Origin of the sequence: Spirillospora sp. NPDC047418 (assembly GCF_040643275.1) — a bacterium.
Classification (GTDB): domain Bacteria; phylum Actinomycetota; class Actinomycetes; order Streptosporangiales; family Streptosporangiaceae; genus Spirillospora.
Map to the genome: position 1 here is coordinate 52716 of NZ_JBEYTW010000044.1, position 14782 is coordinate 67497.

At 63.3% G+C, this 14782-nt stretch carries 11 protein-coding genes and 2 pseudogenes; 2 read left to right on the forward strand and 11 right to left on the reverse strand.

Features of this window, described 5'->3' with window-relative positions; translation table 11 throughout:
* Positions 1-266 precede the first annotated feature (266 nt).
* The 6 genes and pseudogenes from ABZ806_RS25480 to ABZ806_RS25505 form a co-directional block, all read right to left on the reverse strand.
* Positions 267-626, reverse strand: coding sequence for a hypothetical protein (locus ABZ806_RS25480; protein ID WP_500219893.1), 360 nt, complete (start codon positions 624-626; stop codon positions 267-269).
* A gap of 31 nt (positions 627-657) precedes the next feature.
* The gene (locus ABZ806_RS25485) at positions 658-1692 is read right to left on the reverse strand and encodes an RHS repeat-associated core domain-containing protein (RefSeq protein ID WP_500219894.1); all 1035 of its coding nucleotides are present in this window, start codon (positions 1690-1692) and stop codon (positions 658-660) included.
* Between the two features lie 369 nt (positions 1693-2061).
* Positions 2062-2184 (reverse strand): annotated as a pseudogene (locus ABZ806_RS25490) (IS630 family transposase); the annotation flags it as partial.
* Positions 2185-2229: 45 nt separating this feature from the next.
* Positions 2230-2469 (reverse strand): annotated as a pseudogene (locus ABZ806_RS25495) (helix-turn-helix domain-containing protein); the annotation flags it as partial.
* Positions 2470-2792: 323 nt separating this feature from the next.
* Positions 2793-3272, reverse strand: a complete 480-nt coding sequence (locus tag ABZ806_RS25500; RefSeq protein ID WP_500219895.1) for a hypothetical protein — start codon at positions 3270-3272, stop codon at positions 2793-2795.
* Positions 3269-3769 carry a hypothetical protein gene (locus ABZ806_RS25505; RefSeq protein WP_500219896.1) on the reverse strand — a complete coding sequence of 167 codons (501 nt, stop codon included), beginning with the start codon at positions 3767-3769 and terminating at the stop codon, positions 3269-3271. The genes ABZ806_RS25500 and ABZ806_RS25505 overlap by 4 nt, the downstream gene beginning before the upstream one ends.
* Positions 3770-4051: 282 nt before the next feature.
* Here ABZ806_RS25505 and ABZ806_RS25510 point away from each other — a divergent pair, with 282 nt between their 5' ends.
* Together ABZ806_RS25510 and ABZ806_RS25515 are read left to right on the forward strand one after the other, a co-directional pair.
* Positions 4052-4195, forward strand: a complete 144-nt coding sequence (locus ABZ806_RS25510) for a DUF397 domain-containing protein (protein WP_500219897.1) — start codon at positions 4052-4054, stop codon at positions 4193-4195.
* Positions 4196-4918: 723 nt separating this feature from the next.
* A complete protein-coding gene (locus tag ABZ806_RS25515; RefSeq protein ID WP_500219898.1) occupies positions 4919-5350 on the forward strand; it encodes a hypothetical protein in 432 nt (143 codons plus the stop codon).
* A gap of 40 nt (positions 5351-5390) precedes the next feature.
* On the opposite strand, the gene ABZ806_RS25520 is transcribed toward ABZ806_RS25515, so the two are convergent.
* From ABZ806_RS25520 to ABZ806_RS25540, 5 genes are all read right to left on the reverse strand, one after another.
* Positions 5391-5741: a hypothetical protein gene (locus ABZ806_RS25520; protein WP_500219899.1), complete on the reverse strand. Its 351-nt coding sequence runs from the start codon at positions 5739-5741 to the stop codon at positions 5391-5393.
* 147 nt (positions 5742-5888) lie between these two features.
* Entirely contained in the window at positions 5889-6371 is a 483-nt protein-coding gene (locus tag ABZ806_RS25525; protein WP_500219900.1) for a hypothetical protein, read from the reverse strand.
* Between the two features lie 20 nt (positions 6372-6391).
* Positions 6392-12253: an RHS repeat-associated core domain-containing protein gene (locus ABZ806_RS25530; RefSeq protein WP_500219901.1), complete on the reverse strand. Its 5862-nt coding sequence runs from the start codon at positions 12251-12253 to the stop codon at positions 6392-6394.
* Complete coding sequence (locus ABZ806_RS25535) at positions 12250-13347, reverse strand: hypothetical protein (protein WP_500219902.1); 1098 nt, start codon at positions 13345-13347, stop codon at positions 12250-12252. Before ABZ806_RS25535 ends, ABZ806_RS25530 begins: the two co-directional genes overlap by 4 nt.
* A gap of 112 nt (positions 13348-13459) precedes the next feature.
* Positions 13460-14644, reverse strand: a complete 1185-nt coding sequence (locus tag ABZ806_RS25540) for a LamG domain-containing protein (RefSeq protein ID WP_500219903.1) — start codon at positions 14642-14644, stop codon at positions 13460-13462.
* Positions 14645-14782: the final 138 nt, after the last annotated feature.

Here is a 14782-nt window from a genome sequence, read left to right on the forward strand (position 1 = left end):
CAAGATTTCTATATTCTGCCGCCGTCTGCCCGGTTTCGGGGTCAAGGGCTGGGCCGAGTGAGACCGGGGTACGGGACGCAGTTTGCCCGTCGTCTCCCGCTAGCCGGCCTGACCCGTCCCCAACGGATTCAGCCGGGTCTGGTGAAATGATCACCATGGGTGCATGCCGCCCTTGCTGTGGCATCGCGGGAACTGCCATGCATGCCGTACGATCCGCGTGGCTCGGCGGAGCGCCCGAAGGGTCTCAAACTCGATTCTCGGCTGTCTTACGCAAAGGTGTCGACAGCTACGAATACGCCGATTCCGACTATCAGGACGCCCTGCCCGATGAAGGATCTCAGGACTACACGCTGCGGCACATTAGGCTCATCCATAAAAAGTGATGAGAGCAAAATGCCGGACCTTCCGATGCCGGATGCTATCACCCATATGAATAGTGCCGCAGTGGACCAGAGAGTCTTCTCGGCCGACCAGCCAAACCACTTGAGCTTGATCAGCAATATCACGGGTGCCGCCACCCACATCATGACGGCGGCACCCGTGCCAGCGACACCGAGCAGTTTGTGGTCCCTCAGCGTGAGGGCGATGATGAGCGCAAGAGCCGAGACCGCCGCGATCAGTGCCATGCCGCCTCCAGTACGCCAGATCATATACCTTTCATGAAGTCCCCACCATTCCCAATGCGGTGCCGGACCACTGGATTCTGGTTCCCCAGTAGATTTGGTACGCCTTACCCCGCCCGACCCCTCGCGCGGCCTTCTGGAAGCTGCCGACCGCACCTCCGTTATTCAGTATGGTCCGGCCGCATCCGTACGCGCGGTGAATCTTTGACGGCGACGACATGTACTTGTACATCTTTCCAAACTTTCCGAAATTGCGAATCACACTAAGACCCGTACCGCCGGCGACCAATCCGATCGCGGTCGATCCTAGCTGTTTCGCGGCCACTCCCCAGTCACCGGTCCCTGCGTACAACCCCGCCGAGGCGAGCCCGAGCCCGACCGAGACCGCCTGACATACCGTGCATACTGGAACGGCTCCGGCAATCGTGCTGGCGAGGGCGAGGAAGCCGGCGGTTTTCTTGAATCCGCATTTCCAACCATGACAGGAGTTTTGTTGTGCACGCAGTGCGGCGGCCCGTGCCGCAAGCCGCCTGTGGGCTTCCTGCTGCCAAGCGATTCGCTCAGCCATGCGTTGGACGGAGAGCTGCTGGGCGAGTCTAGAGTGGTGTTTGAGGTAGTTCTGAGCCCGGCCATAATTCCGCCGGTCGTACCGGCCGTTGTGCCCGTTGTAAGGGTCGTTATCGGGGTCGGCCCACGCCAGCCCGTTGTAAGGCGCGCCACTCTTGTGGCAGTTATGTGTTTCGCAGAAATTCGGCCCGTGGACGTTCTGCCAGGGGGTGGGGCAGGCGCCGACGTCGCATCTGGTCAGTCCATCGGGATCACTGAAGGTGACCGGGGACTCCCCAGCGTAGCCATATCCGTTCCACGATTGCGGGTCGGCGAGGTCGAGAATAGGATCGACGCTGAGGAACCGGCCGGTGTCGGGGTCGTATTCGCGGGGGCCGAGGTGGGTGAGGCCCGTGGAGTCTCGGGTGCCGCCGACGAAGCCCTTGCCATTCGGCCAGGTGGCGTCGTCGTCGAAGCCGCGGATCGCGCCGAACGGGGTGAAGCGGCGGATCGTGCTCACCATGGTGGCGGAGTTGACGGCGACTTGGGCGGTGCCCTGGATCGAACGCGGCCTGGAACAGCGCCCGCACCATGTCAATATGCGCCTGCACCGGATACCCCGGTTCCGGCGCCAGCGGATTGACCGACAACGGCATCGAGTCGGGATCAGACGGATTAACAACGGTGACCGGCCCGCCCAGATCCTGAATGCGCCCCGCCATCGCCGCGTACTCCGACTTCGCGGGCTCGATCGCCAGCCACGGGATACCCGCCCGCGTCAGCTGCTCCAACAAATGCGACGCACACGACAGGACCCCTGCTATCGGACGCGAATCAGGCGCCAGCGGCCATCACCGACCTCCTTCCACCCACAGCCCTTGCGTCCGCTCCAGGCTTGGACCTGCGTTTTCTTGTCAGCTGACAACACCACCGCACCGTCAGGCGGGTCGAGATACAGCCCGACGATGTCGATCACCTTCTCTGCGAACTTCGGATCCCGCGACAGTTTGAGGGTGCCCTGCCGCCACGGCTGCAGATCGTTTTCCTTCCAGACCCGCGCGATCACGCTGAGCGAGACGGAGATGCCTTCCTCCCGCCTCAGATACGTGGCCATCTCCCGGCTCGACCAATGACTCAATCCGGTCGAGGCCGGCGGTGATGTTCTGGTCAGGGCGACAATCCTGGACCGCACCTGCTGCGGAATCCCGCGTGGACGACCTGCAGGCCACGATCTCGGCCACTGAATGGCCGTCTGCCCGCCATAGCACGATCTGCGCACGGGCCGCGGCCGACCGGTCATACCGACCTTCGCTCACAACCGACTTCAGTGCCGAAATCTACCGTTTCGAAAGATCCACGGACTCTATTATTACATCCACCACAAGGGTTTAGCTACTTCAGATACGCGACACTAGACGACCTAAAGTTCACCGCTCGCCGGGCGCTCGCCGGCCTACAGAAGATGCCTCATGTGATCCGCAGCTTCTTCCTGGATCCCCACCCGGCATATCTTCACAAAGATGCGTGAAAGTCCGGACTGCGAGTGCGATAACTTATGAATAGGTTAGGAACACTCCATAACACGGCACGGCCGAGAGTTCGATTGCAATTTCGGCTTGTGTGTCACCTCGGATCATCTCGCAGGAAACCACTGTCCAGAGCAGATTTAACCTCGCTAATACGGCGCTTCCATCCGCCGCTTTTTAGGACCTCACCGTCCCAGACCACGACGGGCTCGCCGCCTGTCATGCAGTAACCATAAATCTGATCCGCGATATCCTCAGTGAAGAGGTGCTCAAAGTGAAAGGACCCCTCAAAAGCCAGCCAGGCCACGCCATTCGCACCTGCACTCGCCCTCTCGAGGCATAGCAGCAGATAAGGAATAGAATCCTGGCTGACGTCATGAAAAGTAAGATCGTACTCCCAGACGATCAGTTCCTTTGCATTCAGATCGGAATGCATCTGAAATATCTCAAGCTCCTCCGGGCGCTCTCCGGAGATGTTGAACGCCTCCTCCTGTAGGCACTCTTTGGTCCGGCCGAGGGTGAAGAGATTGATGACTGCAGGACCGCTCCAGCAGACGGCGTCCCTGATAGAGCTCACCAAAGGTTCCACTTCGCCATATTCCTGGCACCAGGAAGCATCGAACTGAGGACCTTCCCCTGACAAGGCCCTTCCTTTGCAACAAAAAGCACAACGACTCGGCCGTCGACCCTGCCAGCAAATCCCCGAGCCTGTGCGTTACCGATCTTCCAGTCAAATGTCTTCTGCGGCGATGTCAGGATCTGAGAGAAGTGACTTTGGAAGTATTTGGCTTGGGAAGCAACACTTCCCTTGTTCGGAATGAATCCCTCCTTAATCAGGTGACGCATCGCGTGACCACCTCCCTTATTCATTCCCGTGAAAGCATCCGAAACGGCGTCGGATGTAAATCCGACGGCGCAGCCCGTATTGTGAACGAGAAGCGGTGACTTGCCCTCGCGTACATAGTACGTGTGTAGGCGCGCGACGGTGAGGTTGTGTACGCGCTGGTGGTGAGCGGTCCAGTGTTCGGTGGCGGTGATTTGGACGTAGGTGCCGACGCTGGTGCAGAGCCACATGCCGGGCTTCGCACCGACGGCAACGATGATCGCACCATCAGGCTTGCCGGATCAACCGATAGATTTCGAGAGTCAGAGACTCAGCACTCGATCAGCTCATCGAGTACTCGCCTCAGCGGATCGGCCAGGTCGAGTCGGATGGGAGCCCTTCCTCGGAGGACTTCGCCAAGGACTGCGACGTCTTCTTCAAGACGGACGGGTCGTTCCACCGCATCTGGAAGTGGATCAAGGACTTCGGTCGCCTCGCCGTCCTGCCGCCGGGCTGTTACGGCTGTGAGCCCCATGAATGAGCAGTGGCGTAAGAGCAGCAAGAGCGACAACACCGGTGGAGCGTGCGTCGAGGTGGCGGACCTGGCGGCGGCGGTGGCGGTGCGGGACTCCAAGGACCCGAACGGCCCCAAACTGATCTCCGGCTCGTCCGCCTAGCAGGCATTCGCAACCCAGGTCAAGAACGGCACCCTCGACGTGCCCTAACCCGTCCCGGCCCATTCCGGTCCCATCCCTGACGAGCAGAGCGCCGGACATCGCCGCTCCTCGCCGTCAGGCCCCGCGTGCATTGCCCACCGCCGTCCACGCCGCGCGTCCATGCCGACCGCGCCCCTCCTCGGCCGGCGACTCGACACCGCCAGCCAGCGTCTGGACCTGTCCGGTGGTCAGCGCGCCCTGCTCGGCCCACAGGTCGTCGGCTGGACCAAACTCTTGCTGTCTGCTTCCTACAAGTCTTCATCCTCTGCCGAAACGGTTACATGCGACAAGGACGTAGCCGTCCTGTATATCAAAGCACTTTTCACAAAGTTTCCCGTTGAGCCATCGGCATATTCTACTAGACGGAAAGAGGAGGCAGGTGGGGAGCATTTAGATGTCAACTTCGGAAAGGAGGTGACATCCGAATCCCTGCTCGCCCTTCCGAAGCCTCCTCTTGTTAGGAAATTTCGCACTTCATTTCCGTCGACCTGGAAGTAGAGGCGCAATGAGTACGTCCCGCGCAGCGGATGGAGGTCCGCATAATATTGCACCTTTGCAGCGGTTGACGGCACGAATATTCCGAAGTGCTTCACCGCCTCTTCGAGAGAAACATTGGTCTTGGCGCACGCTCTGGCGTCTCGGACGTAAGGCTCGCGGAAATCCTCGCCAGTCCCGCAAGAAGCTGTGCAGGTAAGCAGGACGGACAGGATTGACAATCTTATGACAGTTGCCCGCACATCACTCCCAGGTTTCGTAGGATCGGCGCCCTACAACATCATAGTCCTGGGCCATGCCAACCTCGTGGAGCCTTGGTATCTTTTCCTGCAGAATTCCGAATACCGGTCGGCGAGACTCGCCATATCCGCTGAAGTTGTACCTCCTGTAAAGATAGACGGTGTACTTGGTCCGCACTTTTCCATCGACCCTGCGGGAATCGCCGACGACTCGATATTGGAAGCCGTTAAGCGCGTAGTAGAGGTTGAGATTTTCGTTTTCCCGAGCGCGGACCGTAATCCGCTCCCCGCCCTCCTTGCGGCTACCGGTCCATCCTGTGTCGAAGGAGCCCCTCTGATCGCCTCGGCGATCATCCGGCTGCAGACGCTCCCGGCGCCCTGAACAGCCCAAACCGTCCCATCAACACCAGGAAGGAGAACCATCAGGGCCCGTGGAACCCCGCCCACCCGACGCGACAGTCGGGCAGCAACTCCGAGACGTTGAGGCCCGCGGACGGACTCGTATCGGGCAGGGAGGCGGGCAGCCTGAAGAACAAGGCCGAGAGCCGGCTGATCTCTCGGTGACGCACCCCGACCGCCGGCTGCATCCTGATGTTGCCGAGAGCGGCCGCGATTCTGATGTTGAGTTGGATCCGGTTCTCGATCCCCGGCGTGGCGTCCATGGTCAGGCGCGCGGATCGGGCGGCGGATGCCTGCCAGCCCCGCCGCTCGAGCCGCGCACCCACATCCGCGACCAGACGGCTCTCTTCTCTCCGCAGATCCGACAACTCCATATGTCAACCTCTGCCCGCATCCGGTGCGAGCCCGCCGGCTTTACCGGCACCAAGTAATGCATCCGGATCCGGATGCGAGTTGAACTGCTCAACAGCAGCGGTAGCGCACCAACCGAGCTGGCCAGCGCGACCTTCCTCCGCTCGCTCCTATGAGTACCGTGCACGCATTTCCATAGCCAGGTTGAAGTCCCGCCGATAGCTCCACTCGGCTATTGGAGCAAAACTCAGCACCGCACCGAAGAACTTCACAGCACCAGCAGCCAAACCGCAGACAACACTCTTCTCTGAGGCCACTGCCCTGCGTCGATCCAGCCCGCTCTCGAACGTCACCAGGACTCTTGCACCGGAGACCCTCTTAAGATTGAGCACGTACCTGCGCTCCGGGAAGTTGAACACTCCACCCCCGCCCGCCGCGAACCTTTCAAGGTAGGTTAGAAGAAGAGACCACAGTGCATCGATGGTGTCGATCTCATCGCGCCCGATAATTAGCACGCCATCGACATGAAGTTCGATAGCCCCCTGCACGTAATCATCCCGGGAGAAGGAAATTCCACAGCCCTCGACCGGCACGGCTTCCTCGCCGATGACCACAAAGGTCCTCACTTCCACTGCCGCCGGACGGTCGTACATCATCCCACTCCTGCCATTCCCTAGCGATTCGGGTAGAACTGTCCAACAACACCGTCCCCAAAGCCAAGGGTATACCGACGCCCTTGGTACTCGCCATGGATCTTACCCCACTTACCTTGAGCGTATTCTTGACTGCTCAACTGACGCTGATTCTGTCTCATCACTGCGGATATGGCATTCTGGATATCCCCCACGGTCATTCTCTCATCGAACAGGGTATTGTCGCCCGGATTTCCGCGAAGGTATTTGGGGTGATGACCCTCGAGGATATGGGTCATGTCCGCCTTCCTCAGCAGGAAGCTGTTATCCCCGTACTGGAAACGTTGACTCTGCCAACCCTTGAGGGCGCCGCCGACTCCACAACCCGTATTGTGGACGAGAACTGATGCGTTCCCGACCTCCACATGGTAGGTGTGAGTGCTCGCGATGGTGAGGTTGTGGACGCGTTGGTGGTGGGCGGTCGAATGTCTGGTGGCGGTGACCTGTACGTAGGTGCCGGCGCTGGTGCGGAGCCACATGCCGGGTTTGAGGTCGGCGGCCTCGACCCAGGCGTTGATGTCGCCGGCGACCCAGAAGGGGTGGGTGTCGGTGGCGATGAGCATGCCGCTCTTCGACTTCTTGAGGACGAGAGGTGTCGCGGTCGTGGGCTCTGGCGTGTGACCCGCCATCCAGCCGAGAGCCGGAGCGGCCGCGTTCACAGTGATCTGTACCAGGTTCTTGTCGCCCTTGCTGGTGATGGTGCCGACGACGGGTTGAGCTCGGGTCTCGCCCGTCTCAGGGTCCGTGGCGAGGACCCTGTCACCGACCTTGACGTCCTCTATGGGTTTGCGCGTGTTGTCGGCCATGAGGACATCGGTACCTGGAACGAAACTGCTGCAGTCGCCCAGGTTCGAGCGCTTACGGGCTTTCGGTCGGATGCCTCCGGCGCCACCGACGTGCCCTGCGCCTTCCTGACCGGGTACAAAGCCGGCCAGGCCAAGAGTGACGTAGGTGCGAACTGACACATGGCTACACTTGAACCCGCCGATCTTGCAGAGGAGGTCGCCGAATCTCGAGAGGATGTCGATCTCGCCAACCGAGCAGGCGCCGTTCACCGCACCGACGGCGCCAGGGGTACAGGAAGGAAGGTCCAAGTTCTGGTCCCACCAGTATGGTCCCTTGCTTCTCTCGATCAGCGCGGTCAGATATGCCGCGCGGTAGGCTGCCTCGCTCGGCGCGTTGATTATGGTGGCGCCAATCGTCGTCTTTCGTGGCTTCCAGTAGCTTCGGACGGCTTTGGCGGTTTCTGCCGGTGAGGAAGTGCAGACATCGTGGCCACAGCCTCCCGTGGTCGCGGGCCCATGGCCCACATTGATGATGCCCGCGCCGCAGATGTCAGGTGGGCATTGTCCGTCGGGGTCGGCGTGGGTGGCGGGGTTGTTGTTGGCGTAGGTGTAGCCGTTCATCTGTTGTGGGTCGGCGAGGTCCATGAGGGGGTCGACGGAGATGAAGCGGCCGGTGTCTGGGTCGTATTCGCGAGCGCCGAGGTGGGTGAGACCCGTGGTGTCCTGGGTACCGCCGACGAAGCCCTTGTCGCCTGGCCAGGTGGCGTCCTCGTCCATGCCGCGGATGGAGCCGAAGGGAGTGAATCGGCGGACCGTGGCTGCCTGGGTGGCAGCATCGGCGGCGACCTGTGCACTGCCTTGGTGATCCCCGGCAAGGTAGGTGACGGTGCCGGTAGATGTGCGCATGGCGATGGTCTGGCCGCCGAAGGTGTAATAGCGGGTGCCGGTGGCAGTGTTGGCACCGTTGAGGGCGCGCAGTTCGGTGCCCCCCGGCAGGTACAGGGTGGAGCCGGTGGGGTCGGTGCGGATGAGGCGGTTGCCGTCGGCGTCGTTGATGTAGGTCTCGTCGTTGCCGTTTTCGGTGACCTTGGCCAGCTCCCCTTCGCTGTCCCAGGTGAAGGTCTGGGTGGCGTTGGTGGGGCTGCCATCGGCCGGCTGGACGGTGGTGGTGTTGCCGGTGGAGTCGTAGCCGTAGGTATCGGTGCGCTGGCCAGTAGGGCCGGTCTGGGTGACCTGGGTGAGGCGGTTGCCCTGGCCTGCGGGTGCGTAGGTGTAGGTGCGGGTGGTGTCGATGGTGCCGCCGATACCATGGCGGGTTTCGCCGGTGCGATTGCCAGCCTTGTCGTAGATGAACGACTGCCAGTATGGGGCCGGGCCGCCGATCAGCGAGGCAGTAGGTTCGGCGGCGCAGGCGTCGGTGGTTCCTTGCGTCCAGGCTTGGGTGAGGCGCTGGAGGTGGTCGTAGGTGAAGCACTGGTTGTCGACGCCGTCGCGGGAGGCGTCGGTGATGGAAGTGATGCTGCCGGAGTCGGTGTAGTTGTAGGTGGCGTACCGATCGTTGCCGTCGATGCCCTCGCGGAGGACTTTGGCGGTGGCCAGGCGCTGGGTGCCGTACTGGTAGGTAAAGGTCTGCCACGCCCGCTTCGGCTCGCTCCCCAGTTCGATGATGGACGGCTTGCCTGTCGGGGTGTAGACGGTGTCGTTGACGTAGGTACCCTTGGCGCTGGTCAGCCGCGTCGGCCGCAGCCAGGTGTCGTAGGTATTGACCAGGGTCTCGTAGGGCAGGCCGCCGCCGCCGGACAGGCTGCTGCTCTGGGCGGTGCCGTCCAGGTTGTAGTTCGTGGTGGACGAGTAGGTCCCCGCCAGCGCCCCCTGCTGGGAGGGGATGGTCACGGAGGTGGCCGCAACGCGCCCGAGTTCGTCGTAGCCGCGGATCTGGCTGATGTATTGGGCGCCGTCGTGATGGCGGATCGCCGTGGCGAGTTCGCCCTTTCCGCGAGTGGCGGTGTCGTAGGTGTACGAGGTCAGCAGCGGCCCATCCGCGGCGCCTTCACGGGTGGCCGTTTTACGGCCCAGGCCGTCGTAGGTGGTGAAGACCTTCTTTCCGCGAGCGTCGCTGGCGGACACCACGCGATCCAGGTCGTCGTAGGTGTAGGTGGTGGTGCCCTTGTCCGGGTCGGTGGTCTGGACCTTCCGGTTGCGCAGGTCGTAAGTGGTGGTGAAGGTGTTGCCGGACGGGTCGGTCACCGAGGCGATCTCCCCGGACGGCGTGTACGTGTAGTGGGTGGCGTCGTAGTCACCGGTGGGGGTGGACGCCTTGTACTGGCGGCGTTCGATCACCTGGCCGCGCACGTTGCTGATCTGGGCGGTGGGGGTGCCCCCGTCGGGCGGCGTGACCGAGACACGGTTGCCACCGCCGTAGGAGTAGGTGGTGCGCCACAACTCCTGCTCAGGCTGCGACCCGTTGCCCTTGGTGAGCGTCTCAACGGTCTTGCGACCGAGGCCGTCGTACTCGGTACGAGTCTGGGTCTCCACATTGCCTGGGGTCCCGATCCCGAACAGGGTAGTTTCCGGGGCGCCGGCAGCCAGGTAGGGGGCGTAGGTCTTGATGACCTGACCGCGAGTGTCGTAGAAGGCGTCCGTAATCAGGCGTCCGTCAGGGGCGGGTACCTGAGTCTGGCGGGACCGTAGCCACCCGTCCAGCAGTTCGACCTTCTGCACCCGCTGCCCGCCGGTTGCCGTCAACGCCTTGGTCGTGACCGCCGCTATCTGCCCCTCGACCACCCGGTAGTCGAACTGAGTGTTCGGGTAAGGGTCGTTTGCCTTGGACCGGTTCGCCAGCCACACCTGGGTCAGCCGGCCCAAGCCGTCGTACACCAGGTCGGTCTTCAACCCGTTGGCATCGGTGGTGCGGGTCGGCTGTCCCCACGCCGGGTCCAACTCCTCAGTGGTCGTCAGTGCCGTGGATGCGTTACCCGGTATGGCCGGCGGTGTGGTCGTCTGCTTCTTGGTGGTCAGGCCCTGGGCGTCGGTGTAGACGGTGGTGGAAATCTGTCCGAGCGCGTCCTTGACCTGCTCTACCCGTCCGAAGGAGTCGTAGGTGGTGGTCGCCTGAACGACATACTGCGGCGTCGCACCGTCGTAGCCCGCGAGCTTCTCGATCTTGGTGATGCGCCCCTTGGACGGAGCGTCACCGAAACCGCCGCCGTCGTAGTAGGTGCGTGCGTCGGAGACGACCTGCCCAGGCCGCTCCGGAGTGGCGGTGCAGGCGACAGCAACGGTCTCCACTCGGGACGGGAAGGACACCATCCAAGTACCGGTGTTGTCTGCGTAGGTCGTGCGGGTGCACTTGTCGTCACTGTTGGTACCGATGTCACCGAGGTCGTTGACCATGACGATCCGGCCGGCGCCCGGACCAGAGCCGGTGTAGGTGTTGTCGGTCTTGGTCTCGGTCCACCCACCGCCGTCCTTGACCGTCCACGTCCGCGTCGTGTCCACCGCGATCACGTTCGCGGTGGTCGTGCCCCATGACCGGGTTCGCGAGGCGGTCTGCACCCGCCACGGCGTGTTCACCGTCTTGGTATGGATGCTGCCGCCCGGGGCGGTGTACTGGACGGTCTTGAGGGTGAACCCCGCGAGGGCGTCATGGTCAGTGTAGGTGCCGCCCTCGCCGTCGGAGACGGTGACGCTCTTCTCTCCTCCGTCCTTGGTCTTGCGGTCCCCATCCATGCCGCGCAGGTAATAGGTGTCGGACTGGCTGGCTGGGTTGTTGAAGTCACCGGTGAGGGTGCGGACGTGGCCGTAGCCGCGCCACTGTGACCACGTCTTCTCCTTCTCCTTGGTCAGCCCGTCATCGTCATCGAAATGCCACGCCGCCCCGCCGAGATACTGGTACTTGGTGGCCATGTCGGGAGCCAGGCCGGTGCGATCGGTCTGTATGACGGAGGTGACCACGTATTTGTGGAACCAGTCGGTGATCGGGTCTTCGCGGCCGGGTGGCGTCCAGATGACCGGCATGCAGCGCGTGCTGTTGGTCTCCGGGGTCGGCAGATCGCTCAACGAGCAGTCGGGGTCGGAGTAGGCGATGTCGATTTGCCCGCCGGACTCGTCGTAGATGGCGCCGAGTCGATAGCGGATGTACGGCAGGATGTCGTCGCCGGTCTTGTCTAGCCGGTTCGGCAACTGGACATGGTTGAAGGTCACCTTCGGCAAGGTCGTCGCGGTGCCATCGGCGGTGTATCCGGTGTGCTGGATCTCGTCCAGCCGCAGGTCCCGCTCGACGTCGGCCAGCCCCCAGGAATGGTCCATCGACCACGAGTCCACCGGCCGATACCCGGATGCGTCCGGCTTGAGGATCTGGGTGGTGACCTTGGTCAGCCGCTTGCGCGACCAGAACGTCGGCGACAGGCCGCCATGGGTGTCCTTGCATTCCTGGCCGGAGTTGCAGTTCAGGTCCCAGGGGACGTCCCACCACTTGTCGGGGTTGGCGCCGATCTTGGACGGAGCGCAGTCGAAGTTCGCATCCGGGATGCAGCGCTCGGAGGTGGTGAAGGTGACCTGGGCGGACGGCTTGGCGAACAGCGCGTCCTTGCGGAGCCCGTAGGAGATCGTCTTCAGGTAGCCGCCGCGGACGTACGGGGTCTCGTCCTCGGGCTTGAGGTTGCGGCCGTAGTGGTTGGTCTCGGTGCCGTAGGTGTAGTTGATGGCATTGCCGGACGGGTCGACGACATAGTCCAGGTTCCACCGGTAGGCCTGCTGGCACCACGAACCCGCGAATGTCGAGTCATGGCAGGGCTCGCCGGAGTCGTCACCGAACACCGGGGACGTCCACGTCGAATTCGTTTCCGGCTTACCGCTCTCCCAGCCGGGAAGGCGGTTCAGCCCGAAGAAGTATTGGATTCCGTCGGTCGTGGTGACCTTCCAGTACTCCCCGTTGTCATCGCCGTTGCCGGTGGCCGAGCTGGTGAGCTTCTCGAACTTAGTGCCGTCGTCGCCCTTCATCCGCCACGTGCCGTCGGAGGCCTTGATCAGCTCTCCGCCCTTGCCGTTCCAGGTCACGGTCGCGTTGTCGTAACCCCAGCACTGGTCACCCGGCGAGTTTTCCCATTCATCCTTGGGCGCGCCGTCGTCCTCACACGACTTGTAGCGCCGCTCGATGTAACCGGGCCACAGGTCGAAACCTTCGCCGGCCCACGACGGCTGACCATTGCTGTCGCGGTCTTCCCGTCCACGCTGGCGGAAGAGTAGGAGATGGCGACCTTAGGCGTCAGCCCGCTGGGGACGGGCGGTACCCGCATCGGATACGACCAGGTGAAATCGCCTGCATTACCGCCGGCGCTCCACGTCGCTGAGGCCTCCAAGGACGTCGCCTTGTAGTCGCCCTGGGAGCTGTCGGAGCTCGCTGCAGCGACCAGCAACGTCGCATTCTGCCCAGCCGTCGCCGTCCGTGCCCCAGACGACCCGTAGGGAGCCGCCTCGATGTCGGCGGTCAGGGTCTTGGATGCCGCGTCGTTGTCCGTGGTCACCGGCTCGCCGGTACGGCATTCCGGCTTCTCGGGGGAAGTCAGGGCGCACTGCGGGAGTTGCATGAGGCGTAGCCGGGCGCCATAGGCGCCGCCGAACGCCTGCGCGAACTTGGAGTAGTCCAACCGTACTCTCGCCCGACCCAGGGCGTTGGCATCGGCGCGCGCCACCGTAAAGGCCAGGCCGTCCACCCCGAGTCGCCGGGTGGTCTGCCGATCGAGGACCTGCACCCGCACCCGGTCTGCTACGGGCACCGCTCGCGCCGCGGGGAGTGGCTTGCCGGGCGGCAGCACCTGGATCGGTAGCTTGCCCGCACGCGCCCCGGCATCCTTGCCTCCGGAGGGGACGTCGACCTCGGCGGCCCCGGGCTCCGGCCATGCCGCCTTGGCCGCGGGTAGCGGCTGGGCCGGGTCGGTCTTGCGGGGCCGGACCTTCAAGTCATGGCCTGGCACCGGCTTCTCGTGATCGGCGACCTTGGGACGCTCGGAGTTCGGCGGGTCGGCCAGTGCCGGCGGAACCGACAGCAGCCCGGCAGGCATCAGCAGCGCCGTCACGGCCGCGACCATGGTCACCGCCCGACGCGATCCCAGCACCAGCCTCTTGCGGCCTGCGTTCACGACGTCCTCCATCGCCACCGCCCCCCGCGGAGACGGGGAGCGTCACACGATCAGCAGAAGAGAAATCGGCAAGGGTCGGTCCGGGCCCGCCGTCCCGCGCCGGGGCGGCGGACCCGAATGGTTGCTAGGGGCCGTCCGCGGTCGGCAGCTCGATACCGCCGGCCAGCATCTGGACCTGCTCGGTCGTCAACGCGCCCTGGTAGGCCCACACGTCGTCGACGGCATCGGTCCAGTACTCGGTACCGTTGCCGCTCGGATCGCCGAACTTGGTGCGGCCGACCTGCAGGCCGCCGTTGTCCTTCGCGTCAAAGGTCACGACTCCCTTTGCCTGGGACACGTTGTCGGCGGTCTGCTCCAACTGCCCGTCGACGTACAGACTGACCCGGTCGCGCAGCGCGTCGTACACCACCGCCAGATGTGACCAGTTCTGCGGATCGAACCCCGAATGGGACGCCGTCAACGCCGGAGCGGCCGCGTCATCGGAGTTGTGCATCACCACCTGCCAGACGCCCTGCTCCTCCGGATCCGCACCCGGCACGTACCGCAACGCGAACGCATTCGTATTCACGCCCGGCTGGGAGAACACCGTGGCCGGCTGCGACGGCCGCCCGGCATTGCGCACCCACCCTGCGATCGTGAAACTATCCTTCGTCGTCACCACCGGAGCCGAGGTCTCGGCGAATGCCTTCTGCAACGGGTCCAGCTTCAACCCCGCCAGCGACCCCCACCCCTTGAATCCCGCCGCCGAATCGATGAACGCGCCATTGTGCAGAGTCAGCGCGGGCGCACCGGCCGGGCCCTGGAACGCCGCGTCCACCGGCTCCGGATTCAGCGCCCATCGGGCCTTCAACACCGGATGCTGCGTGACCATCGCCTCGGCCTCCTGGTCACTCACGATCCGGTCATAGACCCGGACGTCATCGATCTGGCCCGCCCAGTGGTCGGCCTGGGTTCCAAGCCACTTGCTGCGCCCGATCTGGAACCCTCCTTGGGCAAGCCACACTGAAGAGACCTCCGGACTCTCGATCCCGGGCACCCCATTCACATATATCCGCAGTTTTTTGGTGTCCTTGTTGAAAATTCCGACCAGGTGGGTCCATGAATTCAGGACGGCCTTTTCTTTCGAGAAGGCTTGATAGGTCCCAGTTTCAGCAGAGTCTGCCTTGACCCTCGAAAACGCCCACTTCTGATACGCGCCATCGTATTTAAGGTAGAACCCGCTCTTGTTCTCGCCGTCCTGGCTGAGCACCGTCCGAGTGCGGTCCCCCTTCTCCAGACGGACCCACGCCGAGACCGCGAAGCTGCGCATGGTGTTGACGATGGGTCGCTCGGTGCCGGCGTAGCCTAGTACCCCAGTTGTAGATCGCGATCTTCATGCTTGAGTGGCTTGTCGGTGGTAGTGGCTGGCCTGGGATCGGGCCTGGTGACGGCGTCGCCAGTGGGACCA

Excerpts from the sequence above, each read along its gene's own strand:
- ABZ806_RS25525 (WP_500219900.1), bottom strand. The coding sequence starts at position 6,371 with ATGTACGACCGTCCGGCGGCAGTGGAAGTGAGGACCTTTGTGGTCATC.
- ABZ806_RS25535 (WP_500219902.1), bottom strand. The coding sequence starts at position 13,347 with ATGGAGGACGTCGTGAACGCAGGCCGCAAGAGGCTGGTGCTGGGATCG.
- ABZ806_RS25480 (WP_500219893.1), bottom strand. The coding sequence starts at position 626 with ATGGCACTGATCGCGGCGGTCTCGGCTCTTGCGCTCATCATCGCCCTC.
- ABZ806_RS25540 (WP_500219903.1), bottom strand. The coding sequence starts at position 14,644 with ATGCGCAGCTTCGCGGTCTCGGCGTGGGTCCGTCTGGAGAAGGGGGAC.
- ABZ806_RS25510 (WP_500219897.1), top strand. The coding sequence starts at position 4,052 with ATGAATGAGCAGTGGCGTAAGAGCAGCAAGAGCGACAACACCGGTGGA.
- ABZ806_RS25485 (WP_500219894.1), bottom strand. The coding sequence starts at position 1,692 with ATGGTGAGCACGATCCGCCGCTTCACCCCGTTCGGCGCGATCCGCGGC.
- ABZ806_RS25520 (WP_500219899.1), bottom strand. The coding sequence starts at position 5,741 with ATGGAGTTGTCGGATCTGCGGAGAGAAGAGAGCCGTCTGGTCGCGGAT.
- ABZ806_RS25505 (WP_500219896.1), bottom strand. The coding sequence starts at position 3,769 with ATGTGGCTCTGCACCAGCGTCGGCACCTACGTCCAAATCACCGCCACC.